24 protein-coding genes, 1 pseudogene and 2 other annotated features (1 of these 27 running past the window's edge) are annotated in these 23,743 nt (G+C 42.9%); of the genes and pseudogenes, 21 read left to right on the top strand and 4 right to left on the bottom strand.

Translation table 11 applies throughout. The features are described 5' to 3' along the window. Positions 1–7, top strand: a binding site (T-box leader); it begins 222 nt to the left of the window's first position. A gap of 43 nt (positions 8–50) precedes the next feature. Then, on the top strand, positions 51–2,702 hold the full coding sequence (locus tag N9I19_RS02185) for a valine--tRNA ligase (RefSeq protein ID WP_284470095.1): 2,652 nt from the start codon (positions 51–53) through the stop codon (positions 2,700–2,702). A 71-nt stretch (positions 2,703–2,773) separates the two neighbouring features. On the opposite strand, the gene N9I19_RS02180 is transcribed toward N9I19_RS02185, so the two are convergent. Together N9I19_RS02180 and N9I19_RS02175 are read right to left on the bottom strand one after the other, a co-directional pair. Then, positions 2,774–3,628, bottom strand: a complete 855-nt coding sequence (locus N9I19_RS02180) for an ATP-grasp domain-containing protein (RefSeq protein WP_317776871.1) — start codon at positions 3,626–3,628, stop codon at positions 2,774–2,776. Next, positions 3,597–4,538: an ATP-grasp domain-containing protein gene (locus N9I19_RS02175; RefSeq protein WP_317776870.1), complete on the bottom strand. Its 942-nt coding sequence runs from the start codon at positions 4,536–4,538 to the stop codon at positions 3,597–3,599. The genes N9I19_RS02180 and N9I19_RS02175 overlap by 32 nt, the downstream gene beginning before the upstream one ends. A 98-nt stretch (positions 4,539–4,636) precedes the next feature. Here N9I19_RS02175 and N9I19_RS02170 point away from each other — a divergent pair, with 98 nt between their 5' ends. Further along, entirely contained in the window at positions 4,637–5,926 is a 1,290-nt protein-coding gene (locus N9I19_RS02170) for a bifunctional folylpolyglutamate synthase/dihydrofolate synthase (RefSeq protein ID WP_284470098.1), read from the top strand. Between the two features lie 26 nt (positions 5,927–5,952). Here N9I19_RS02170 and N9I19_RS02165 read toward each other — a convergent pair. Next, positions 5,953–6,248 (bottom strand): annotated as a pseudogene (locus N9I19_RS02165) (transposase); the annotation flags it as partial. Between the two features lie 509 nt (positions 6,249–6,757). Here N9I19_RS02165 and N9I19_RS02160 point away from each other — a divergent pair. The 9 genes from N9I19_RS02160 (at position 6,758) to minD (ending at position 14,613) form a co-directional block, all read left to right on the top strand. Next, positions 6,758–7,510, top strand: coding sequence for a prepilin peptidase (locus N9I19_RS02160; RefSeq protein WP_289319952.1), 753 nt, complete (start codon positions 6,758–6,760; stop codon positions 7,508–7,510). A gap of 307 nt (positions 7,511–7,817) precedes the next feature. Then, entirely contained in the window at positions 7,818–8,783 is a 966-nt protein-coding gene (locus tag N9I19_RS02155) for a hypothetical protein (RefSeq protein ID WP_317776869.1), read from the top strand. Positions 8,784–8,978: 195 nt separating this feature from the next. Then, a complete protein-coding gene (locus N9I19_RS02150) occupies positions 8,979–9,548 on the top strand; it encodes a Maf family protein (protein ID WP_089361664.1) in 570 nt (189 codons plus the stop codon). A gap of 47 nt (positions 9,549–9,595) precedes the next feature. Next, positions 9,596–10,270, top strand: a complete 675-nt coding sequence (radC, locus tag N9I19_RS02145) for a RadC family protein (RefSeq protein WP_089361663.1) — start codon at positions 9,596–9,598, stop codon at positions 10,268–10,270. 147 nt (positions 10,271–10,417) lie between these two features. After that, entirely contained in the window at positions 10,418–11,437 is a 1,020-nt protein-coding gene (locus N9I19_RS02140; RefSeq protein WP_061464254.1) for a rod shape-determining protein, read from the top strand. A 182-nt stretch (positions 11,438–11,619) separates the two neighbouring features. After that, positions 11,620–12,492, top strand: a complete 873-nt coding sequence (mreC, locus tag N9I19_RS02135; protein WP_317776868.1) for a rod shape-determining protein MreC — start codon at positions 11,620–11,622, stop codon at positions 12,490–12,492. Next, entirely contained in the window at positions 12,489–13,007 is a 519-nt protein-coding gene (gene mreD / locus N9I19_RS02130) for a rod shape-determining protein MreD (RefSeq protein ID WP_284470102.1), read from the top strand. The genes mreC and mreD overlap by 4 nt, the downstream gene beginning before the upstream one ends. 116 nt (positions 13,008–13,123) lie before the next feature. Continuing rightward, complete coding sequence (gene minC / locus N9I19_RS02125; RefSeq protein ID WP_089361660.1) at positions 13,124–13,807, top strand: septum site-determining protein MinC; 684 nt, start codon at positions 13,124–13,126, stop codon at positions 13,805–13,807. Positions 13,808–13,809: 2 nt separating this feature from the next. Further along, positions 13,810–14,613: a septum site-determining protein MinD gene (gene minD / locus N9I19_RS02120; RefSeq protein WP_317776867.1), complete on the top strand. Its 804-nt coding sequence runs from the start codon at positions 13,810–13,812 to the stop codon at positions 14,611–14,613. 144 nt (positions 14,614–14,757) lie between these two features. Here the strand turns inward: minD and N9I19_RS02115 are convergent, their stop codons facing one another. Then, positions 14,758–15,201: a S1 domain-containing RNA-binding protein gene (locus N9I19_RS02115; RefSeq protein WP_053347157.1), complete on the bottom strand. Its 444-nt coding sequence runs from the start codon at positions 15,199–15,201 to the stop codon at positions 14,758–14,760. A 284-nt stretch (positions 15,202–15,485) separates the two neighbouring features. Here N9I19_RS02115 and N9I19_RS02110 point away from each other — a divergent pair, with 284 nt between their 5' ends. The 10 genes from N9I19_RS02110 to pheA all read left to right on the top strand — a co-directional run bounded on the left by N9I19_RS02110 (position 15,486) and on the right by pheA (position 23,663). After that, positions 15,486–16,235, top strand: a complete 750-nt coding sequence (locus N9I19_RS02110) for a M23 family metallopeptidase (RefSeq protein ID WP_089361657.1) — start codon at positions 15,486–15,488, stop codon at positions 16,233–16,235. Further along, positions 16,228–17,094 (top strand): M50 family metallopeptidase, encoded by an 867-nt coding sequence (locus tag N9I19_RS02105; RefSeq protein WP_061464246.1) that lies wholly within the window; start codon positions 16,228–16,230, stop codon positions 17,092–17,094. Before N9I19_RS02110 ends, N9I19_RS02105 begins: the two co-directional genes overlap by 8 nt. Before the next feature lie 41 nt (positions 17,095–17,135). Further along, entirely contained in the window at positions 17,136–18,605 is a 1,470-nt protein-coding gene (locus N9I19_RS02100) for an Rne/Rng family ribonuclease (RefSeq protein WP_317776866.1), read from the top strand. Positions 18,606–18,681: 76 nt separating this feature from the next. Continuing rightward, positions 18,682–18,765, top strand: a sequence feature (ribosomal protein L21 leader region). Positions 18,766–18,778: 13 nt separating this feature from the next. Next, positions 18,779–19,087: a 50S ribosomal protein L21 gene (rplU, locus tag N9I19_RS02095; protein WP_034308849.1), complete on the top strand. Its 309-nt coding sequence runs from the start codon at positions 18,779–18,781 to the stop codon at positions 19,085–19,087. A 13-nt stretch (positions 19,088–19,100) separates the two neighbouring features. Then, positions 19,101–19,433, top strand: coding sequence for a ribosomal-processing cysteine protease Prp (locus N9I19_RS02090; protein WP_061464244.1), 333 nt, complete (start codon positions 19,101–19,103; stop codon positions 19,431–19,433). 12 nt (positions 19,434–19,445) lie between these two features. Next, positions 19,446–19,736: a 50S ribosomal protein L27 gene (gene rpmA / locus N9I19_RS02085; RefSeq protein ID WP_034308845.1), complete on the top strand. Its 291-nt coding sequence runs from the start codon at positions 19,446–19,448 to the stop codon at positions 19,734–19,736. Between the two features lie 545 nt (positions 19,737–20,281). Next, complete coding sequence (locus N9I19_RS02080) at positions 20,282–20,827, top strand: Spo0B C-terminal domain-containing protein (protein WP_284470106.1); 546 nt, start codon at positions 20,282–20,284, stop codon at positions 20,825–20,827. Between the two features lie 48 nt (positions 20,828–20,875). Further along, complete coding sequence (gene obgE / locus N9I19_RS02075; RefSeq protein ID WP_061464242.1) at positions 20,876–22,165, top strand: GTPase ObgE; 1,290 nt, start codon at positions 20,876–20,878, stop codon at positions 22,163–22,165. A 40-nt stretch (positions 22,166–22,205) separates the two neighbouring features. After that, the gene (locus tag N9I19_RS02070) at positions 22,206–22,655 is read left to right on the top strand and encodes an ACT domain-containing protein (RefSeq protein ID WP_061464241.1); all 450 of its coding nucleotides are present in this window, start codon (positions 22,206–22,208) and stop codon (positions 22,653–22,655) included. Between the two features lie 132 nt (positions 22,656–22,787). Next, complete coding sequence (gene pheA / locus N9I19_RS02065; protein WP_089361654.1) at positions 22,788–23,663, top strand: prephenate dehydratase; 876 nt, start codon at positions 22,788–22,790, stop codon at positions 23,661–23,663. The last annotated feature ends 80 nt before the right edge of the window (positions 23,664–23,743 follow it).

Below are 23,743 nucleotides of genomic sequence, written 5' to 3'. Positions count from 1 at the left end.
CCTTTTGTGATGATGGAAGTTTTTTTTATGCCCAAAAAGGAGGAAATGATATGGAAGAGAACCAAATTTCGATGCCAACTAAATATGATCCGCAGACGATAGAGAAAGGCCGCTATAAATGGTGGCTTAATGGGAAGTTTTTCGAAGCGACGGGTGACGATAAAAAGGAACCATATACGATTGTCATCCCGCCCCCTAATGTAACAGGTAAGCTGCATCTTGGCCATGCTTGGGATACGACACTTCAAGATATATTGACACGAATGAAAAGGATGCAAGGCTATGATGTATTATGGTTGCCTGGCATGGACCATGCCGGTATCGCCACTCAAGCAAAGGTTGAACAAAAGCTTCGCTCGGAAGGCGTAAGCCGTTATGACCTTGGACGTGAAAAGTTCGTTGAAGAGACATGGAAATGGAAAGAGGAATATGCGAGCCATATCCGTGAACAATGGTCAAAGTTGGGTCTTGGGCTTGATTATACCCGTGAACGCTTCACTCTTGATGAGGGGCTTTCAAAAGCAGTACGCGAAGTTTTCGTCTCTCTTTATAAAAAGGACTTGATTTACCGAGGCGAATACATCATCAACTGGGATCCATCAACGAAAACGGCGTTATCCGATATCGAGGTTATTTATAAAGATGTGCAGGGTGCATTTTACCATATGAAATATCCGTTGGTTGACGGGTCAGGTGAAATTGAAATAGCCACCACACGTCCAGAAACGATGCTAGGCGATACTGCGGTTGCTGTACACCCTGAAGATGATCGTTATAAACACCTGATCGGCAAGATGGTTCGTTTGCCAATTACAGGCCGGGAAATCCCAATTGTCGGTGATGATTATGTCGATATGGAATTCGGTTCAGGCGCGGTTAAAATTACTCCGGCCCATGACCCGAATGACTTCGAAATTGGGAACCGTCACAATTTGGAGCGCATCCTTGTCATGCATGAAGACGGTTCGATGAATGAAAAGGCTGGTAAGTACGAAGGTATGGATCGCTTCGAATGCCGTAAGCAAATCGTCAAAGACCTTCAGGAAGAAGGAGTGCTCTTCAAAATCGAAGATCACCTTCACTCAGTCGGCCATTCAGAGAGAAGCGGTGCTGTTGTTGAACCATATCTTTCGACTCAATGGTTCGTAAAAATGCAGCCACTGGCTGATGCATCCGTTGAACTTCAAAAAGGGTCCGATGAGGAAAAGGTTCATTTCGTACCAGATCGTTTTGAAAAAACGTACCTCCACTGGATGGAAAATATCCGAGACTGGTGCATTTCCCGTCAGCTTTGGTGGGGTCACCGCATTCCAGCGTGGTACCATAAAGAAACAGGTGAAGTGTATGTTGGCCACGAAGAACCTGCGGATGCTGAAAACTGGGAACAGGATACAGATGTTCTGGATACATGGTTCAGCTCGGCATTATGGCCATTCTCGACTATGGGCTGGCCTGATAAGGACAGTATCGATTTCAAACGATACTATCCAAACGGAGCACTTGTAACAGGCTATGATATCATTTTCTTCTGGGTATCGCGGATGATTTTCCAAGCACTTGAGTTCACAGGTGAGCGTCCATTTGAAAATGTACTGATCCACGGTCTGGTTCGTGACGAACAGGGTCGCAAGATGAGTAAATCGCTTGGCAATGGTGTGGATCCGATGGATGTCATCGATCAATACGGTGCCGATTCCCTGCGTTACTTCTTATCTACAGGCAGCTCACCAGGGCAGGACCTTCGTTATAGTACGGAAAAAGTGGAAGCGGTTTGGAACTTCTCGAATAAGATTTGGAACGCATCCCGTTTTGCTTTGATGAACATGAATGGCATGACTTATGACGAAATCGATTTAAGCGGTGAGAAGTCTGTAGCCGATAAATGGATTTTGACGCGCTTGAATGAAACGATTTCAAACGTGACGAGACTTGCGGACCGTTATGAGTTCGGTGAAGTGGGCCGTGTGCTTTATAACTTCATTTGGGATGACTTCTGTGACTGGTATATTGAAATGGCGAAGCTTCCGTTATATGGCGAAAATGAAGCAGCGAAGATAACGACCCGCTCGATCTTGGCTTATGTACTGGATAACACGATGAGATTATTACACCCGTTCATGCCATTCATTACCGAAGAAATCTGGCAGAACCTTCCTCACCAAGGTGAGTCGATCACTGTTGCCGCTTGGCCGGAAGTGAATGAAGGATTGACAGATACAGCTGCAGCCGAGGAAATGAAGCTGCTTGTTGAAATCATCCGCTCCGTCCGTAACATCCGTGCTGAGGTGAATACACCATTAAGCAAAAAAATCAATTTGATTTTAAAAGCTAAAGATGAGTCCATCTTAGAAACGTTACAGAAAAACAGCAGCTATATCGAGCGTTTCTGTAATCCTGAACAATTGACGATCGGAATCGAGGTCGAAGAACCTGCTCAAGCCATGACAGCTGTCGTAACTGGTGTAGAACTGATCCTTCCGCTTACAGGACTGATCAATATCGACGAAGAAGTGAAACGTCTTGAAAAAGAACTCGACAAACTTAATAAAGAAGTTGAACGCGTACAGAAAAAATTAGGCAACGAGGGCTTCGTTAAAAAGGCGCCGGCAAGCGTCATTGAAGAAGAACGTGCCAAAGAAAAAGACTATAGCGAAAAACGCGACTCTGTGATCCACAGGATCAGCGAACTGAAACAACTGTAAAACAAAAGGATGAACCAGCTATATGCCGGTTCATCCTTTTGTATTTAACGCAATTGATGCCATTCCCAAAATCAAATGTTCCGTTGGGAGGATATTCTTTCTTTTATGAATTTGAGGTAATCCCGTACGATATTCATGTCGCTTAGTGCACTTAATGTCCGGCTGCCGACGACATCCTCGATTTCGTTGAGCATGAGGCTGCCATCTTCGGCAAATATGAAATCGATTCCGACCAGGCCAAAATCAAATGCCTCGATTACTCTTTCTACAAGGGTTAAATCGGATGCGGTCAGCTCATATAACGAAGCCGATCCCCCTAGCGTGTAATTTGCCTTGAAACTTGAAGCGGATTCCCTAAGTACAGCAGCCTTCACTTTTTTACCAACTACAAAGACACGGATATCCCTGCCGAATAAACCAGGTTTTTGGACAATCCAATTTCCGTCATTCAGTTCGGCCAAATCATCGGCATCCTCGATTAAATAAACTTGTTTCCCGCCACGGCCACGTGTTTCTTTAGCGATGAAAGGGAACTCCATATCCTCGGCATTTGGTCTTCCGTTGCAGTAAACGGTATCGGCCATTGGTATACCCAGCGAGGACAAATATTGATGCGTCTTTGCTTTGTCATTCGCGATTTCGGATACGGATGAGGAGTTAAAGCAGGCAATCCCCAGTTGCTCCAGTTGCCTAGTAAAAAAGGGATCGATGGTCCGGACGATAGCAAAGTCAGGCAATGAAATTGGCTTCATCTCATGTTCCACGTACAATTCGTTGAAACGGTGGCCGATCCTAAGGTCCTCCCGATGGAGAAAGTGTAAATCAAGATCAAGCTTACTGGCTTCGCCAAGCATCCAATCTATGTATCCTTTATTATTTATGGCATCCTCACGGTTATAAATCAACCAACCCGCTTGCTTTTTCATCAGATGCACTTCCTTTTCCTAATTTGTTCAGGATATAATCGAACATGCTATCAGCGATGTTGATGCCTGTACATTCATAAATATTCAGTAAATGAGAATTCGAATTCACTTCGCATAAAAGCGGTCCCTCTTCACCGAACAGCAAATCGACGCCGGCGAAGTCGGCACCTAGAATCTCCGCACATTTGATGGCAAGTTGTGCTTCTTCCGTGGTGGGTGTATAGGGGGCAGCCTGGCCCCCAGCAGTCATATTAGCTCGGAAGTCGTGCTCGGAATGGCGTTGCATCGCTGCTATGACTCGATTGCCGACGACATTAACACGAATATCCCGCCCTTTACTGTGTTCGATGAATTCCTGAATGATAAATGGCTTGTGGCCAAGATTACGGATCGTCTTAAATAACTCATCCTCTGTTTGGATCAAATATACTTGTTCCCCAAAAGAACCGTATGCTTCCTTAACGATAAGTGGATACCCAAGTTCAATGCCGATTAGTTTAAAGGCATCCATATTGACCCTTTCGATACCTTCGTACGTAAAGGGGGGAAACAAGGTTTTCGGCATCGGTATGCCATGCCCGGCCAATGCTTGATGTGTTTTTGCTTTACTGTCACAAATATCGATCGCTGTACTGCCGTTATATACGGGGATGCCGAGCAATTCCAAATGGCGTGCCAAATGAATGTCTTTATCCATGAACAGAACAAAATCAGGCAGCTTATCAAAGGCTCCTTTAATTAGAGGCACTCCTTTTTCAATTATGGGTATCAGATCTGAATTACGGATAAGGGTTGCCATGATTTCTTTCCTTTCAGCCGCCTCCTTAATGAACAAAGCTAAATTGGAAAACTTATCATGCTGTAAATAGCCGTTAACGACGATCCAACAGTGAAGATCTGAAGGTTTCATTTTAAAACACTACCTTTCATCTAGGTTAATCGTTCATATATTGATAAAATAATATTAACGCATAAGAGCGGTATAAAGAAAGAGGAGGCTCAACGATAATGGTAACAACCATGAAGGAAATCAATCATTTTTTTGAACGGCGCCAAGTTCAATTGGGTATGAATTTTGGCTTATCAAGGATGGAAACATTATTAACTAACTTAGGTGACCCACATAAGGCGCTTAAGTATATTCACATTGCAGGATCAAACGGGAAAGGATCTACCTTGCAATATATGAAAGAAATCCTTCTAGCTGAAGGGGTACGTGTCGCGTCCTTCACTTCACCTTATTTAATACGGTTGAATGAACAGCTGAAGATAAATGCGGACGAAATCAGTGATAAGGATTTTATCGCCACATTCCGGGAGCTGCAGCCGTTCATCCAAGAGATGGACAGTAAGGGGAATGGACCTACTCAGTTTGAAATATTGACTGCAATGGCATTTTCTTATTTCAGCAAAAAGGAAGTGGATTTGGTTTTAATGGAAACCGGACTGGGAGGCAGGCTCGATACAACGAATGTCATCCAGCCGTTTCTTTCGATCATTACCTCGATTTCTTTGGAACATACGAATATCCTGGGTAACACACTTGGGGAAATTGCTTCAGAGAAGGCGGGCATTATTAAAAGCGGGGCGCCGATCATCAGCGGAGTCACCGCTTGGGAACCAGCAAAAGTAATCGAAGAAAAAGCGTCTTCAGTAGGCGTGCCTTATTACCAATTAGGTAAAGACTTTCATGTAGGCAATGTAAAGCAAAGTGAATGTGGGCAAAGTTTCTCCTTTTCGCTTGGAGACAGGTCCATCGAAAATGTGGAAATGCAGATGTTAGGCCGTCATCAAATGGAAAATGCGGCGCTGGCCATTGCTGCTGTCCTATTAGGAATGGAAAATATCGATGAAAAAAGCATCCTTAAAGGAATAGGGGAAGCGAAATGGGATGGACGTTTTGAAAAAATATCGGATGAGCCGTTGGTGATCATTGATGGTGCACATAATCCTGCCGGCATCGACGTATTGATGGAAACGCTAAAAGTGCATTACCCTGAATATAAGTACCGGTTCATATTCAGCTCATTTAAAGATAAAAATTATTCCCAGATGCTTCGTGGACTGGAAACGGAAGCGATGGAAATCATCATTACTGAATTCTTCCACGAACGGGCGGCGGATGCGCACACGCTTTATGAAAAATGCAGTCATGAAAATAAAAGTATAAACAAGGATTGGCAGGCGGCGATAAGGGAAGGCAGACGGAAAACAGGGGGAAAAGAGGCTCTTGTCATCACAGGTTCCCTTCATTTCCTTTCACTTGTGAGGGAATTCCTAATCAGAGAAGATGCCTAAAGGGATGTGCCTTTACCGGACTAATTATTTTTCCCGAATGTTGAGAAATGAGGCACTTTATCATGGAAACCAAAGCCTAAGAACCAACGGTAAGCCATATTTGTTTCAACTTCTTCAATTGTTTTACGCATTGAACGAATACCGAAGTTATATTGAATGAAAGTCTAGATCAATACTTGGGCGTCCTATCTCTGAATACAAATCTTTCAACAAATCATAAATGAAAGTGTTAGCTTCAATTTTACGAACCAAATGGTTCACAGGCACCAGTTGTTAAAGTAATCATTTCAAGTTGATCACGCTTAATAGGATGCATCCTCATCACCTCAAGTTTTATTAAGTCTATTTTAAAACAATAAAGACTTTAGGCAAAAGGGCTCTATCTATAAGTTAAAACAAAGTTGATTGGAGCGGGTGTACGAGACTCCTGCTTAGAAAAGCGAGTCCATGGGAGACCCCGCAGGCGCAAAGGGAGTGCCCTACGTTCCAATTGCACAAACCCCTAAAAAACTGGTAGACAAGCTCTATTTTCATCGAGAGTTTGTCTACAGTCTGGAAAAGGATCTTTTCAAAGGTCCTTTTCTCTTGTTAACAGAGTCTCTTGAAAAGAAAAAACTCTAATAGAGTGATTGATAACAATTCACCAAGTATATTTGTTAAAATATGTTTATATATTGATTCTATATGACTGATGAATAGTAGGATCTACTTATTAAAATGACGGGAGGAATGAAAAATCATGAAGAAACCAAGTGATTATTATATAGCGGAAGGGACTTTTATATTAGGGTTTCAAAGAAAAGCAATCGAATCCTCGTGCACTTTGTATAAATGATGGCTATCCATATCTATCTCTTCGTCTTGGGCTTAATTTTAGGCTCATTCTTTAACGTCGTCGGTTTAAGTGTTCCAGCGGGTAATTCATTTGCGAATCGGCGCTCTGCTTGCCCTTCTTGTGGGCGTACATTGACATTCTTCGAGTTGATACCGGTTATTTCTTATATGATGCAATACGGAAAATGCCTGGGCTGTAAAGCAAGGATTTCCCCCCTCTATCCGTCAGTGGAAATGCTGACCGGTGTTTTATTTGCCTCAGCTCCCATATTTCTTGGCTGGTCGGACGAACTCTGGGTTTGCTGGACATTGATTTCATTATTTATGATCATCTTCGTGTCTGATGTAGCCTATATGCTCATTCCTGATAAAATACTGCTTTTCTTTATGGCGATTTTTACGGTTCTAAGAGTTTCATTTCCGCTGTCACCATGGTGGGATTCAATTGTCGGGGCAGCGATTGGCTTTAGCCTGCTGCTATTAATCGCTGTGGTGAGTAAGGGGGGCATGGGGGGCGGTGATATCAAACTATTTGCAGTGATTGGCTTTGTACTGGGAATGAAGATGGTCCTGCTATCGTTTCTTTTTGCGTGCTTTTATGGTGCATTCCTTGGAATCATCGGGTTGCTAACCGGGGTTCTAAAAAAGAAAACACTGATTCCTTTCGGGCCATATATCGTTTTGGGGACTTTGACTGCTTATTTTTGGGGCGATTCCCTTTTACATTGGTATGTAACTTTTCTAAGATGAGCTTAAAGGACCATCCCAGTTCAAGAGTAATTTGTCAAAAAACACCTGAACAATGAGGAGTAGGGAACTATCCCCATTTGGCTTCAAGTGAAGATGACATGGAAGAGGTATATATGTAATTGGTGTATGGCGTTATTAAACGGTTCATGGACCAGAAGCACCAGTGCCTTGAAGTTCCTTTTTGTTTAACTCGATATGAATAGGGAAATTTGACGAAACCTATTAATGACAAGACGACAAAAGTCTTGTTATTTTTTTTTGCCTCTATGTTAGGATGAAAAAAATGATCTGGAGGGGAGGAAAAAAATTGGGCAAGACGGAAAAAAGCAAAGGCGTCACGATTAAAATAAATGGGGAAGAAAAAGTATTTGCGGATAAAAATAAGATGGAAAGCCAAGAGGCGGCGAGTGAGGAGCTGGAACAGCCAGATGAGAGTTTCGAATGGATACTCCCTGAGGATTCAAATGAAAACAAGATTGTATTGATTCCCTCACCGCCAAAGAAGAAAATGCCGAAGCTAATCGGTTTTGGGACTAGTTCGCTGAAAAGCCCGGATAATAGACCGATCAAGGCATTCATGATCGCTGTCATGTGTGCAGTGTTTTTTGGATCGATTCTTGGCTTGATCGCCGTTAAAACGATTACAAAGGAAAAAGCCGCAGTTTCTTCGGTCGGGACCTCGATTCCAAAGGGAGCCACTGTTGAAGATAAAAAAGCGGTAGCAAATGAACCAGGAACCCAGCTAAAGACGTTTCTTGTACAGGGTGGTGTATTCAGCAGCGAGGATGCGGCAAGGCAAATCCAAAAGAAAATCATGGAAAAGCAGGTTCCAGCTGAAATTTTCAAATTGGAAGACAGCTATTATTTATTCCTGGGATCGGCAGAGAGTCTCACTGCAAGTAAGGAGCTGGCCTTATTCTTAAAGTCTTATGATGTAGACGTATATTGGAAGGAAATCAATTTTGAAGCGGCTGGGACAAGCCAGGAAGAAGAGAAAACCCTTGACAAGATGAAGGCAGTATATACATCATTGGCAGAAATATCTGCAACAAAGCTTCGCGGAAAGGAAGGGACGGTAAACGAAGAAACCCTGAAAAAAAACCTGGATGAACTGAAGGGAGGGCAATTATCACCGAAGTTTTCAAAAATGTACGATGACCTGACGGCTGCGGCAAAGTCGATTAACGAATATGAGACTTCCCTAAACGAAGAAAAGCTATTTCAGGCTCAAGAAAGTCTTCTTGATTTTTTATTGAATTACCAAAATATATAAAGTTAAGTAAAGAAAAGGGGAGCTACCTAATGGGACAGGCTCCCAATATGAAACTATCTGCTGACACCTTTTTTTATTTTCCGGGAAATACTTTCGGGCATTTGTCGATTCCTAGTAAACAATAATTGTGGATTGGACCATTATTTGATAGGATAGATATGTATCTCCCTAGTAAAGAAAGGTGACTTTTTAATTATGCAGCCATTGATTTTAGCTTCTTCATCACCACGTCGTAAAGAACTTCTACAATTTCTTCAAATCCCCTTTGAAAGCATGAATTCCAATGTCGATGAAAGTATTGATGAAAACATGTGTCCGGATGCTGCGGTGAAAGACCTGGCCTCCCGTAAAGCGGAAGCCATCGCGGCGAAATTTCAGGAAAACTGGGTAATCGGCTCGGATACCGTTGTTGTCCTTGATGGTGAGATATTGGGGAAGCCGGCAAGCCGGGCAGATGGAAAAAGAATGCTGGAGATGTTATCAGGACGGACACACGAAGTATACACAGGTGTCGCCATCCTATTCGGCGAGCATCGCAGAGTATTCGCAGAAAAGACGGAAGTGACATTTTGGGAGCTGCCAGAAGCTGAAATCGAACGTTATCTGGATAGCGGGGAACCTTTTGACAAAGCTGGCGGCTATGGGATTCAAGGATATGGATCTCTTCTCGTCAAACAAATCAAAGGGGACTATTTCTCTGTCGTCGGGCTTCCGGTCTCAAGACTGGCCCGTGAACTTAAAGCGATGCAGGCAGACTTAGCATAAACGATTCCCTCTGGCATCTCCCTTTTCCAAGAAAGGGTGGATCAAAAATGTTGATTCGGGATTACCCGAAAGAAGAGAGGCCGCGCGAAAGGTTTCTGCAGGACGGACCGCAAAGTCTATCCAATCAAGAATTGCTTGCTCTGTTATTGAGGACGGGATCAAAGGAAGAATCCGTTCTGCAACTATCGGGCAGGCTCATCAATTCCTTCAAGGGCCTGCGTCTGCTAAAAGAAGCCTCAGTGGAAGAACTGACGGTGATTAAAGGGATTGGTGAAGCGAAAGCGATTCAAATACTGGCCTCTGTCGAACTTGGCAGGAGGATTAACAAATTGAATGATCAAGACCGTTATGTGATTCGATCTCCTGAAGATGGAGCCAATTATTGCATGGAAGAAATGCGGTTTTTGTCACAGGAACATTTTGTCTGTCTCTATTTAAATACGAAAAATCAAGTGCTTCAAAAAACTACGGTCTTCATCGGTAGCCTCAATGCCTCAATCGTTCATCCGCGTGAGGTTTTTAAAGAAGCTTTCAGAAGGTCCGCTGCCTCTATCATCTGTCTTCATAACCACCCCTCCGGAGACCCCTCTCCCAGCAGAGAAGATATTGAAGTGACGAAAAGATTAGTCGAATGTGGTAAAATAATCGGGATTGAAGTATTGGACCATATCATTATCGGGGAACATAAATATGTTAGTTTGAAGGAAAAAGGTTATTTATGACACTATCAAAATTTTTGACGATACGATATAATATTGTTTATGATTTTTAAAAGAGGAAACTTTTTCAAAACTCTTATTGTCAAAAAACGACAAATTATTATTTGAACTTATAAAAGGCATTTTTGTTTACGAAAGGGAGATACCATAATGTTTGGAATTGGCGCTAGAGATATAGGGATTGATTTAGGAACGGCGAATACGCTTGTATATGTGAAAGGAAGAGGAATCGCAGTACGTGAACCATCGGTTGTAGCTGTGCAAACAGATACAAAGCAAATCGTTGCAGTCGGAAACGATGCGAAAAACATGATCGGCCGTACACCTGGTAACGTGGTTGCCCTTCGTCCTATGAAGGATGGAGTGATTGCCGATTATGAAACGACGGCTACCATGATGAAGTACTATATGAAGGAAGCTCAAAAGAAGGGCGTATTCGGTAATAAGCCATATGTCATGATTTGTGTGCCTTCCGGAATTACGGCAGTTGAGCAGCGCGCAGTCATCGATGCAGCTAGACAAGCTGGAGCCCGTGATGCATATCCTATCGAAGAACCGTTTGCAGCAGCGATCGGGGCTGACCTTCCTGTTTGGGAGCCTACAGGCAGCATGGTCGTTGATATTGGCGGTGGAACAACGGAGGTGGCGATCATTTCCCTTGGCGGAATCGTAACAAGCCAATCCATCCGTATTGCCGGTGATGAAATGGATGATGCCATTATCGTTTACATCCGTAAGAACTACAATTTGATGATCGGTGAGCGTACTGCTGAGGCCATCAAAATGGAAATTGGTTCTGCTGGAGACACGGAAGGCGTAGATAACATGGAAATTCGCGGCCGTGACCTATTGACTGGACTACCGAAAACGATCGAAATTACAGCTGAGGAAATATCCAAGGCATTAAGCGACACAGTTTCTGCAATTGTGGATTCCGTGAAAAACACTCTAGAGAAAACACCACCTGAATTAGCAGCTGACATCATGGACAGAGGCATTGTGCTGACAGGCGGGGGTGCTTTGCTGCGCAATTTGGATAAAGTCATCAGTGAAGAAACGCAAATGCCGGTGATCATCGCTGAAAATCCGCTGGATTGTGTTGCAATCGGAACGGGTAAAGCATTGGACCACATTCATTTGTTCAAGACTAAATCAAGAGATTCGCGATAAGCATTACTTCTCAAATAGGGCCGGCTCAACAAAAGGTGCAATTTTGAGCCGGTTTTTCTTATGTTTATCTGTTTAATTATAATCATTTATAGCTGTTTTTTTGGTCTGTATGAACAAGACGATTGTGTAAATTTTAGATGATTTTAGATTTTATATATTTTAGATATAGAGGTGCAATTATCATGCCACAGTTTTTTAATAAAAAGCTCCTTCTCTTGCTCGTTAGTATTATCGTTCTCGTGGCATTGATCGGTTTTTCATTAAGAGAGAGAGAAGAGTTGACATGGCCGGAGCAATTCCTGAAAGATACGACAGGCTGGGTCGGAAATGTGTTTAATAAGCCAGTATCGGGTATAACAGGTTTTGTAGGGGGCTTAAAAGACCTTCAAAATACATACGATGAAAACAAAAAATTGAAAGCCCGCTTGGATGAATATGTATTATTGAAAACCCAAGTCCAAGATTTAAAACAAGAAAATGAAGACCTTCGCGATAACCTCAAAAAAGAAGATGACCTGCGGAAGTATTCACCCACTCAGGCGACGGTCATTGGACGTAATCCTGACCGCTGGCATGAAATGCTGACGATTAATAAAGGGAAGCGTAATGGGGTAGAAAAAAATATGGCTGTCATCACCTCCAAAGGGTTAGTCGGTAAGGTGAAAACAGCGACGGATTTCACGGCTTCGGTTCAACTCTTAAGTTCGATCGATAAAGCCAACCGTGTCTCTGCCATCGTTCAAGGTGATGATAAAGCATATGGCTTGATTGAAGGCTTCGATGATAAGAAGAACCTTTTACTGATGAAACGGATACCTTATGATAAAAAAATCAAGAAAAATTCATTGGTCATCACTTCAGGTTATGGAGGGATATTTCCGAAAGGTTTGCTGATCGGGAAAGTTGTCGATGTCAAAGTGGATCAATATGGATTGAACCAAACCGCATATATTGAACCTTCGACGGATTTTTATGATATTAATAATGTAATGGTCGTTCAGCGTGAAGTGGGCGGTGTACCGAAAGAAAGTGGTGGGGAGGATGAAGCTAAGTGAGATATTTCATCCTTTCTTTTATAGCCTTGGTTTTTTTCGTTTTTGAAAGCATCTTCGCCCAGATATTCGCTGGTGATGCATTCGGGTCCGATAAAATCCTCGTTCCCCATTTCATGATGATTTTCGTCTTTTTCCTGACCATGTACGGATCCAGGAAAATGGGTATGCTTTATGGAGCGATTCTTGGGTTGACTTATGATGTCGTGTATACGGAAATCCTGGGGATTTACATGTTCCTGCTGCCTTTTCTTGCATATCTGATATCGAAATGCATGAAAATCCTGCAAAATAGTTTATTGGTTTCCTGCCTGACGGCGCTTTTGTTCACGGCAGTTTTAGAGGTTGTCATCTTTCAGATGAATGTCATCCTTTCTTTTGCAGATATGGGATTCGGTGAATTTGCGGAACGCAGATTGCTGCCGACATTATTATTGAACCTCGCATTCATTATTATCAGCTGCTATCCTTTAAAAAGAATGTTTGAAAAGCTTGATTTGCAAGGAGAAACGGATTAACGTTCCTGTGTCTTACAAAGCAGGTCGAGAATGTATTTTCTCTTTTCCGTGTACGTAGAAAAAGGAAATTTGTTTTCCTATGTCGAATTATATTTCATTGAGGTGAAACTAACGTCATGAATAAAAGAATTCAGCAAAATGTCATGATTAAGGGAACAAAAGACGGGTTTATGCTTCATCTCGATGATTCTTGCTCATTTTCCGAGTTATTGAAAGAGTTAGAAGTGAAGCTTTCGGCAAACTATCAGTTTCAAGAAAATGACCCGTCCATTTCCGTAAAAGTACATACAGGGAACCGCTATCTTGATGAAAAACAAGAAGAAAAGATTAAAGAGGTCATCCATAAAAAGAAGAAGCTTTTCGTTGATGAGATGATTTCGAATGTCCTGACGAAGGAAGAAGCGAGACGCTGGAAAGATGAAAACCAAGTGACGACCGTGACCAAGGTGATCAGGTCGGGACAGGTTTTTGAAGTCCCTGGTGATTTACTTCTAATTGGCGATGTCAACCCCGACGGAACGGTTCGTGCGGGCGGCAACATATATATCATGGGTCAGCTAAAGGGAATAGCCCATGCCGGATATAAAGGGAATAATGAGGCCATAATAGCTGCCTCTGTCATGAAGCCTGCCCAGCTGCGCATTGCTGGACAAGTGAATTTATCTCCTGACCAATATACGAAATGGGGACATGACTTGGAATGTGCCTTCATGGATGAAGAAGAAAATATCATTATAGAAAAACTGCAAGTTTTAAAGAAATATAGACCTAATTTAAATAGATTAGAAGGGGGTCTCTAATCGTGGGAGAGGCAATAGTTATAACATCCGGTAAGGGTGGTGTCGGGAAAACGACCACCTCCGCCAATTTAGGAACATCTTTAGCTCTTCTAGGCAAAAAGGTTTGCTTGATTGATACGGATATTGGTCTTCGGAACCTGGATGTGATCATGGGATTGGAAAATCGCATCATCTATGATTTGGTCGATGTTGTAGAGGGGCGCTGTAAGGTACACCAAGCGCTTATTAAAGATAAACATTTCGAGGATCTGCTGTATTTGCTTCCAGCTCCACAAAATAGTGATAAATCAGCGGTGAATGAAGAGCAGATGAGGAAACTCATAAGCGATATGAAGCCTGATTATGATTATGTCATCATTGATTGCCCTGCAGGCATTGAACAGGGCTTCAGGAATGCCATCGCTGGGGCGGATAAGGCAATCATCGTTACGACTGCAGAGAGACCGGCTGTCAGGGATGCAGACCGTATTATTGGCCTGCTTGAAAAAGAAGAGCATATTGAACCGCCTCAATTGATCATCAACCGGATACGCGGCCATTTACTTCATGAGGATGAAGAAATGGATATCGATGGAGTTGCCGATTTTCTTAAAATTGATTTGATCGGCGTCATTCCTGATGATGACCAAGTCATTGTGGCAGCGAATAAAAAGGAACCCATTGCCTATAACCCGGACAATAGAGTCTCACTTGCCTATCGGAACATTGCCAGAAGGATCCTTGGCGAATCTGTACCCTTGACTCCAATTGGCGCAGAACCGAAAGGCTTCATGTCCAAATTGAAAAAATTCTTTAGCGTGCGGTAAATTCTATATTCCATATTAAGAAGCGGGAGCATTTTATGCATTCGCTTCTTTTGCTGCATGGAACTATTGGGTATTCCCATCATAATAAATAAAAAAGGCAAGCCATATCCTGGCTTGCCTTATCTATATGCTGGAATGTGCGGGTTATCCGCGTCTTCCGCCTCTGCCGCCGCGTTTTGATTCGGTGCTGCGTTTAAGAGTCGATAAATTTTCTTCACTAGTCTTTAAAAAGCGAACCATTTTATCTTCGAAATTTTCCTTTGGTTGGAAATTACCTTTTGAACGAAAATCTTTAGAACGGCTATCCCCTTGGCGTGGTGGGCGTTTGGTATAAGAAGAGGTTTGCCCTTCGGGTTTATCTATAGCCTTTTTGATGGACAAGGCAGTTTTTCCGTCTTTCTCACTAATCACTTTTACTTCAATTTGGTCGCCTACTTTAAGATGGTCATTTACGTCTTTTACATAGCTATCTGCTACCTCACTGATATGCACAAGACCTGTTGAGCCTCCTGGTAATTCTACGAATGCTCCAAAATTAGTGATACCTGTTACTTTACCTTGTACTTTGCTGCCTATTTCGATTGACATAAAAAAACGTTCCCCCTCAATAATGTTAAAACCACTTTATTATAACAAATTAATGGGAACAATATCAATTGGATTTTTTCCTCAATTATTCGATTATCTGAATCGATGCCCAAATTGCCTGAGGAATTCATTAGTTTCCGGTGGATTTTTCCTTCAAAAAATTTTTTTCGCTTTATAAATCCTGGGCATGTCCGGAAAGAAAAACTTTTCTCCGTCATAGTCAGGACAAGTTGCTCATACGTTGTAATATAGCGCTTTGACATGAACAGGGGGGAGAATCTGGAATGGATGATCGGAGGAAAGATATCCGCAATCGTATCGCCAAGAGACGTAAGTTTAATGATAAACCGGCAGGAAGCAGTAGTTGGACGGAGATCAATAATGAGGAACCATATGGGGTTGATTCATTTAACGGGTATTCCGAGAAAGATCATCCGCTCTTCAAGAAAGAATATTTTTTCTTTAAAGTCCTTGCCAGTGTATGCCTGTTCCTGATTATCGCGGTGATGTTCAAACACCCTTCTGTGCGGCTTGACCCTGCCAGAAGTTTTGTCACGGAGAACATGAGCAAGGAATTTCAGTTCGCTTCAATCTCCAATTGGTACGAAAGTGCGTTTGGTAAACCAATTGCTTTTTTACCGAATGAAGCAGGTAAGGAAACTGTTGATTCGAATGAAGAATATGCAATGCCAGCTTCTGCGAAGATTACCCAAACCTTCGAGACGAACGGTGAGGGAATCATATTGGAAACGAGCAAAGGCTCAAAGGTTGAGGCCGTTAATGAAGGGGTAGTCATTTTTGCCGGTGAAAAGGAGGGGATTGGAAAGACGGTCGTCATTCAGCATGCCAATAAAAGTGAATCTTGGTATGGGCAGCTGGAAGGTATTGATGTGAAGTTGTACGAGTTCGTTAAAAAGGGCAATGAAGTCGGACAGGTTACAGTAAGTGAAGATGGATCCAAGGGCAGGTTTTATTTAGCGATAAAAGAAAATGACGCTTTCGTCAATCCTAAAAAGGTGATTCGATTTGAGTGAATATGGGAAATTACTGTTTAAAATCAGGGTGCATCCGACATTGTGGTTTGTCATTGGCATCGCCATCCTCACTGCTCATTTCGTTGAAGTGATGATGCTGCTGCTCATTGTCTTCATTCATGAGATGGGGCATGCCGTCTGTGCCCAGCACTTCAAATGGCGGATAAAGTCAATCCAGCTGCTTCCTTTTGGTGGGGCTGTCGAGACTGAGGAGTATGGAAATAAGAGTTTGAAGGAGGATTTGGCGGTGGTGCTCGCCGGTCCGCTTCAACATGTTTGGCTCATTGGTGCAGCCTTTTTGCTCTATTTCTTTTCTATTATTTCCTATGAACTGTATCAGCCCTTTTTGTATATGAATCTTATGCTGCTGGTTTTTAATTTGCTGCCAATCTGGCCATTGGACGGGGGACGGCTGCTCTTCATCGGTGTTTCCCTATACTGTACCTTTCTTGAAGCGCAGAAACATACACTTCATTTCTCTGCAGCATTCGCTGTCCTGGCTTTTTTGACCTGGCTCATTCTTGATCCGCTCAATTTGAACATCTGGCTCATCATCTTTTTCATAAGTCTGTCGCTCGTCATGGAATGGCGGCAGCGGTATTATGCGTTTATCCGCTTTCTTTTGCAGCGCCATTACGGGCATACGAATGATTTGGCGAAACTGAAGCCGATTTCGGTGGATTCACAAGAACCGATTTATAAAGTGCTGGAACTGTTCCAACGCGGATGTAAACACCCCGTCATCATCATGAAAAACGGGAAAGAAAGCGGTTCGTTGGATGAAACGGAAATCCTTCATGCCTATTTTTCCGAGAAAATGACAAACGGGAAAATCGGCGACCTATTATATTCTTATTAAATATGTTATCCTTTCTTCAAATTGAGGAGAGGATTTTTTTGATGAAAAAGATGATCGCGAACCTAGCTTCACGCGAAAAAAGAGTGGCCGTACTTGAGAATGGTGTTTTACGTAAACTTGAAATCATGCCGCCTCAAAAGCGCAGTACGGTCGGTAATATTTATCTTGGGAAAGTGACGAAGGTGTTACCGGGTATGGATGCCGTCTTCATTGATTACGGTGCAGAGAAGAATGGCTTTTTACACCGTGACGAGATTCCCTCTTACCAGCTGACAAAAAAAAGCGATGGGAAAGCATCAATCGGTCAATATGTCCGTCAAGGAGAAAAGCTGCTAGTTCAGGTGGCCCGGGATGAAACGGGTACGAAAGGTGCTAAATTGACAGGGCTGATCGAGTTTTCAACGGATTCCCTCGTATACATACATGGAATAGATTATGTTGGCGTTTCAAAGAAATTCAAAAATGATGATTTGCATAAGCAGTGGCGGGAAACGGCCTTACAATATAAAAAGCCAGATGAGGGATTGATTGTCCGCACCTCGATGGAGAACGAAAGTGAAACGGTCTTCCTGGATAGGTTAACTATATTGCGGGAGCTCTATAAAGGACTTGAAATTAAAGCTGCGTCCCTCAAGGCCCCGTCCCTTCTATATGAGAGGGACACATACCTTGATATGATCATTTCTGAAATGTCGGGAACGGCTGCCGGAGAACTTGCCATCGATGATTTTGAGGCCTATCAGGAATTGAAAAAATGGGTGCAGGAAAACCGTAAGGAGTGGGAAATATCCCATGTATCTGGTAAGAATATTTTTTCTGAATGGAATGTGGAAGCGCAAGTCGAGAAAATGGCCAAGAAAATCGTCTGGCTTGATAATGGCGGATATTTAATTTTTGAAGAAACGGAAGCTTTCACCGTAATCGATGTCAATTCAGGTAAGTTCACCGGTAAGGTGGCGAAGGAAGCAACATTGTTTGCGGTGAATCAGGCTGCGGCGAAAGAGGTCGCCCGTCAACTGAGATTGAGGAATATCAGCGGAATCATTTTGATAGATTTCATCAATATGGACCAATCACGACATGCGCAAGAAATCATCGACATCGTCAAAAAGGAAGCGGCGAGGGATGAGAAGCGGGTCCAGGTCATCGGTTTTACGGAACTGGGCATTTTACAAATGACGAGAAAGCGAACATCCCCATCTTTAACTGAAATGATGACGGTGCCTTGCCCCGTGTGCAGTGGTATCGGTAAAATCGAGAGCCCGGAAACGGTGGCCTTCCGCTTGGAACGTGAATTGCTTGAACATCGGAAGACGGATGATGAAGCGGTTTGGGTGGAGGTCAGTAAAACGGTGGCGGACGTGCTGCTTGGTGAAAAGGAATCATACCGGCAGACACTGGAGGAATTGATCGCTAAAAAGTTATTCCTATCTTTTATCCCAGGTCCCAGGAATGCCTATTCCATCAAGCGCTTCGGGAGCATACAGGAAATCGGGCGGGCTTTCGAATGAAGAAAGGGTAAATCTCACAAATATATTGACAGCCATTCCGGTTTCATGTTAGGATTTTAATGTTATGTTTGTAGCACCCGTGCTACAACCGCTCAACAACAGGTCCTAAGCTTTTGCCTTTCTGGTAAAACGCCTGTGATTGGCGAGTCTGAGACATTTAAGGAGGTGCAAGTATGTACGCAATTATCGAAACTGGCGGTAAACAAATTAAAGTAGCAGCTGGCGAAGCGGTTTACATTGAAAAATTAAACGCAGAAGCAGGCGAAACTGTTACATTTGACAAAGTTTTATTCGTAGGTGGCGAAGACGTGAAAGTCGGTGCTCCACTAGTTGAAGGCGCTACTGTAACAGGTACTGTCGAAAAACAAGGTAAGCAAAAGAAAATCACTGTTTTCAAATACAAAGCGAAGAAAAACAATCGTAAAAAACAAGGTCATCGTCAACCATACACAAAAGTTGTTATCGAAGCAATCAACGCGTAAGGGCTGATTCTAGATGATTAAAGTTGTCTTTGATGCTCCGCAGGAACGGATTACTTCGTTCACCTTAAGCGGACATGCTAATTTTGCTAAAAAAGGTTCTGATATCGTTTGTGCAGGTGTATCGGCTGTTTCCTTTGGGGCAGTCAATGCGATCATGTCCTTAACGGACGTAGAGCCTGAGATTGAGCAAGGTAGGGAAGGCGGCTATCTTCGCTGCGTCATTCCGGGGAATCTTTCGCCGGAATCGGAAGAGAAGGTCCAGCTGCTTTTGAACAGTATGCTCATATCGCTGCAAACCATCGAACGTGATTATGGTAAATACATGAAAATTATCCTCAACCAATAGGAGGTGGAACAAATGTTAAGATTAAATCTTCAGTTCTTCGCTTCGAAAAAAGGAGTAGGTTCTACAAAGAACGGACGTGACTCTCAATCTAAGCGTCTTGGCGCTAAGCGTGCAGATGGTCAATTCGTATCTGGTGGTTCTATCCTTTACCGTCAACGCGGAACAAAAATCTATCCTGGTGAGAACGTAGGCCGTGGTGGAGACGATACTCTATACGCTAAAGTAGACGGTGTTGTTAAATTCGAACGTTTCGGACGTGACCGTAAAAAAGTAAGCGTATATCCAGTTGCACAAGAAGCATAATTGGCATCTTTGAACAGAGGCTGACTCAAAAGGGTCTGATTCCTTCTACGAGACACTATATACCGCGTCATTTTTAATAATGGTATGCTATATAGTGAAGAAGGGGTCTGGCCCTTTATTTATACTATAGGAACGATTAATAACCAGCATTTTGCAGGAGACTTTAGTCATTAGTATAAGGAAAACAACCTCTGACTTACAAAAGGCTCGCCAATCGGCGGGCTTTCTTAAACTTTCAGGGGGGAAAATCCAAGGTTACTCATCCTTCCCATTTGATTAAACCGAATAGACAGTCCAATTCAACTATAATATCTCCAATTGGTGCATAAATAAGGCCCATTCTCTTTTTTAGTTCAAATGGCTCTACCATCGTCCAAAGAACTCAGGGTGTGCGGCTGTATTTTTTGGACGGGGGCTTTCATGTGAAGGCATGTGAATCGAGCTTCATTTCCTGTTTGTCGTTTTTTTGATATACTGTACAAATGGAAGTATTCAACATGATAGAGCTGAAAAAAGTTTCTTTATCATAATTGAAGGTGTTTATAATGGAAAAAAATTGGACGACTATTGAAACTCTTCGTCAAACCAGGCATGACTGGCTGAATAAAATTCAAATCATCAAAGGGAATCTGGAGCTGAACAGAATAGATCGTGTCAAGGGCATCATTGATGAAATCATTGTTGAAACCCAGAATGAAGCACGCCTCTCCAGTTTGAATTTACCTAAGTTCACCGAGATGTTGTTGACGTCGAATTGGAATAATGGCTCATTTTATTGCGAATATGAAATCATTGATATTTTTGAAGGCTCTGCTGAAATGGACGAGCTGATGTATCGCTGGACGAACGATTTCTTTAAAACTCTGGATAAGAATCTGGACCCGTTTTTTGAAAATATACTAGCTGTTTCTATGAGTAAAAAAGAAAAAGAAGTGAGCGATATGCGCTGTGCATTTCATATGCAAGGCAGGTTCATTGATCAATCCGCAGTGAGGGAGTTTTTGGAAAGTTCATTAACGGCCGAGCAATCAATTGAAATTCTCGAATGTAATGAGGATGAAATATTTTTTAAGATGGATATTAACTTTTAGAGAAGTATACAGCAAGAAATGACTTGCAGAAAACAAGGAAGTGATAGCATGTTTGTCGATCAAACGAAAGTCTATATAAAAGGCGGAGACGGTGGTAACGGAATAGTTGCTTATCGTCGTGAGAAATTCATACCAAAAGGCGGACCTGCCGGCGGAGATGGCGGTAATGGGGCAAATGTCGTTTTTGAAGTGGAAGAGGGCTTGCGTACGTTAATGGATTTCCGTTATCAACGTCACTTTAAGGCACCCCGCGGGGAACATGGCATGTCCAAAAACATGCATGGTGCGGCCGCAAAGGATATGGTCATCAAAGTTCCACCAGGCACGGTTGTCATTGATGAAAAAACGAAGGAAGTCATTGCTGATTTAGTTGAGCACGGGCAGCGCGCCATTATCGCAAAGGGTGGCCGTGGAGGCCGGGGAAATTCCCGTTTTGCTACACCTGCCAATCCTGCACCTGAAATCGCGGAGAACGGTGAACCGGGCCAAGAGCGCGATATAATCATGGAATTGAAACTGTTGGCTGATGTCGGTTTGGTTGGTTTCCCAAGTGTAGGGAAATCCACTTTGCTTTCTGTCGTATCCGCAGCAAGACCTAAAATTGCCGAATATCATTTCACAACGATCGTTCCTAACCTCGGAATGGTGGAAACGGAAGATCACCGCAGCTTCGTCATGGCCGATTTACCGGGTTTGATCGAAGGCGCTTCAGAAGGAGTGGGCCTTGGACATCAATTCCTGCGCCATATTGAAAGAACGAGAGTAATCGTTCATGTAATCGATATGTCGGGTCTTGAAGGCAGGGATCCATATGAAGACTACCAAACAATCAATAAAGAGTTGGAAGAGTATAACCTGCGCTTGACTGAACGTCCGCAAATCATTGTAGCAAGTAAAATGGATATGCCGGACTCAGCAGATAATTTAGCAGCATTCAAAGAAAAGCTGGAAGAAGACTATCCTGTTTTCCCGATTTCTGCCGTAACGCGTGAAGGAATCCGTGAGCTTCTTTATGCAATTGCTGATAAAATCGAAGAAACGCCTGAGTTCCCACTTGATCATGAAGAAGAGAATACTGGAATCCACCGGGTTCTTTATAAACATACATCACAGTCGGATGAATTTAACATTGAACGCGAATCCGATGGCAGCTTTGCCGTATCAGGATTCAAGATCGAACGTCTATTCAAAATGACTGACTTTACCCGTGATGAGTCCATACGTCGTTTCGCTAGACAGCTTCGTTCATTCGGAGTCGACGAAGGCCTTCGTCAAAAAGGTGCAACAAATGGCGATATCGTCCGTATCCTTGAATATGAATTTGAATTTGTTGATTGATTGAAGACCATGATGGCAGGCAAAAGGAGGCGTGCGGAGTTTGAATAAGGCCGATCAGAAATTTTTCCTCGTTCGGGAGGATGTCCTTCCCGAAGCGATGAAAAAAACGCTGGATGCAAAAGAAATGATTGAACGGGGAAAAGCAGAATCAGTTTGGGAAGCGGTACAGCGAGTGGACCTAAGCAGGAGTGCTTTTTACAAATACCGTGACACGGTATTTCCGTTTCATACTGTTGTTAAAGAAAAGCTGATTACACTGTTCTTCTACCTCGAGGATCGTTCTGGTACTCTATCGGAGCTCTTACGGCTCGTCGCCTCATCCGGTTGCAACATCATGACTATCCACCAAACGATTCCTTTGCAGGGTCGTGCCAATGTTACCCTATCTCTGAACACGGGTGGGATGACGATGGATATTGATGAACTGCTTACTAAATTGCGTAAAATGGAGTTCGTCGAGAAAGTCGAAATTATTGGGAACGGCGCATGAAAACAGCCTGTACATTTCACATGTACAGGCTGTTTTTATTTGTTAGAGGATGATTTATCGATTAACTATTGTAAAAAATCAGAAAATGGCATAACATAAACAATAGATTTTCCGTGAAAAGGAGTTTATAATATGACATCAAAAATTGCATTTCTTGGACCAAAAGCAACGTTCACGGATTTAGCTGTTTCGCGACTATTTCCTAATGATATAAAAATGCCGATGAACACGATTCCAGACTGCCTTGATGCTGTCCGGGACGGGGAAGTGAATCACGCGCTCGTACCGATCGAGAATGCTTTGGAGGGATCGGTAAATATTACGATGGATTACTTAGTCCATGAAGTCACATTACCGATGAAAGGGGAAGTGACGATCCCAATTCAACAGCATTATATGGTGCATCCGGATCATGCATATCCTGGTTTCAAACCGGACATGGTTTATTCGCATTCCCATGCCATCGCTCAATGCCGCAAATTCCTCCATAAAGAACTAAGGGGCATTCCATATGAGTATGTCACATCCACTGCAGCCGCTGCAAAAATGGTGATGGAGAATCCCGATATCAATATTGCTGCGATTGCAAATGATATGGCTGCAGCGGAGTATGGTTTGACGATTGTGGAAGAAAACATTCACGATTACGAACATAATCACACCAAGTTTATTGTTGTATCCAACAGTGAAGTCGACTATGAAGGGCATTTGACCGTTGAAGGGAACAAGAAAACGACCCTGATGATTCAGCTGCCTGCCGACCACTCAGGGCAGCTTCACCAAGTCCTATCCGCTTTTTCCTGGAGGAAGCTTAATCTTTCCAAGATTGAATCAAGACCCATGAAAACAGGATTAGGCAATTACTTTTTCATCATCGACATTGAAATGGCCCTTGACGATGTTCTCATTCCAGGAGCGATCTCTGAGCTCGAGGCCCTTGGATGTACGGTTTCGATCATGGGAAGCTATTCATGCTTTAGAGTCCAAAATGGTGTACCGCAACGATGATTTCCCAGGAAAATTGAACGCTTAAAGCGACGGTAAACGATTTTTCCTGGGTACACAAGGCTGGAAGTTTGCATCATCGA

This window comes from Peribacillus sp. CSMR9 (assembly GCF_033141925.1).
Lineage (GTDB): Bacteria > Bacillota > Bacilli > Bacillales > DSM-1321 > Peribacillus > Peribacillus simplex_A.
This window is presented reverse-complemented; position numbering and strand designations above follow the sequence as displayed.

Excerpts from the sequence above, each read along its gene's own strand:
- N9I19_RS02140 (WP_061464254.1), top strand. The coding sequence starts at position 10,418 with ATGTTTGGAATTGGCGCTAGAGATATAGGGATTGATTTAGGAACGGCG.
- N9I19_RS02160 (WP_289319952.1), top strand. The coding sequence starts at position 6,758 with ATGATGGCTATCCATATCTATCTCTTCGTCTTGGGCTTAATTTTAGGC.
- radC (WP_089361663.1), top strand. The coding sequence starts at position 9,596 with ATGTTGATTCGGGATTACCCGAAAGAAGAGAGGCCGCGCGAAAGGTTT.
- N9I19_RS02100 (WP_317776866.1), top strand. The coding sequence starts at position 17,136 with ATGAAAAAGATGATCGCGAACCTAGCTTCACGCGAAAAAAGAGTGGCC.
- N9I19_RS02180 (WP_317776871.1), bottom strand. The coding sequence starts at position 3,628 with ATGAAAAAGCAAGCGGGTTGGTTGATTTATAACCGTGAGGATGCCATA.
- rplU (WP_034308849.1), top strand. The coding sequence starts at position 18,779 with ATGTACGCAATTATCGAAACTGGCGGTAAACAAATTAAAGTAGCAGCT.
- mreC (WP_317776868.1), top strand. The coding sequence starts at position 11,620 with ATGCCACAGTTTTTTAATAAAAAGCTCCTTCTCTTGCTCGTTAGTATT.
- N9I19_RS02170 (WP_284470098.1), top strand. The coding sequence starts at position 4,637 with ATGGTAACAACCATGAAGGAAATCAATCATTTTTTTGAACGGCGCCAA.
- pheA (WP_089361654.1), top strand. The coding sequence starts at position 22,788 with ATGACATCAAAAATTGCATTTCTTGGACCAAAAGCAACGTTCACGGAT.
- obgE (WP_061464242.1), top strand. The coding sequence starts at position 20,876 with ATGTTTGTCGATCAAACGAAAGTCTATATAAAAGGCGGAGACGGTGGT.
- N9I19_RS02150 (WP_089361664.1), top strand. The coding sequence starts at position 8,979 with ATGCAGCCATTGATTTTAGCTTCTTCATCACCACGTCGTAAAGAACTT.
- N9I19_RS02090 (WP_061464244.1), top strand. The coding sequence starts at position 19,101 with ATGATTAAAGTTGTCTTTGATGCTCCGCAGGAACGGATTACTTCGTTC.
- N9I19_RS02110 (WP_089361657.1), top strand. The coding sequence starts at position 15,486 with ATGGATGATCGGAGGAAAGATATCCGCAATCGTATCGCCAAGAGACGT.
- rpmA (WP_034308845.1), top strand. The coding sequence starts at position 19,446 with ATGTTAAGATTAAATCTTCAGTTCTTCGCTTCGAAAAAAGGAGTAGGT.
- N9I19_RS02115 (WP_053347157.1), bottom strand. The coding sequence starts at position 15,201 with ATGTCAATCGAAATAGGCAGCAAAGTACAAGGTAAAGTAACAGGTATC.
- N9I19_RS02080 (WP_284470106.1), top strand. The coding sequence starts at position 20,282 with ATGGAAAAAAATTGGACGACTATTGAAACTCTTCGTCAAACCAGGCAT.
- minC (WP_089361660.1), top strand. The coding sequence starts at position 13,124 with ATGAATAAAAGAATTCAGCAAAATGTCATGATTAAGGGAACAAAAGAC.
- N9I19_RS02185 (WP_284470095.1), top strand. The coding sequence starts at position 51 with ATGGAAGAGAACCAAATTTCGATGCCAACTAAATATGATCCGCAGACG.
- N9I19_RS02175 (WP_317776870.1), bottom strand. The coding sequence starts at position 4,538 with ATGAAACCTTCAGATCTTCACTGTTGGATCGTCGTTAACGGCTATTTA.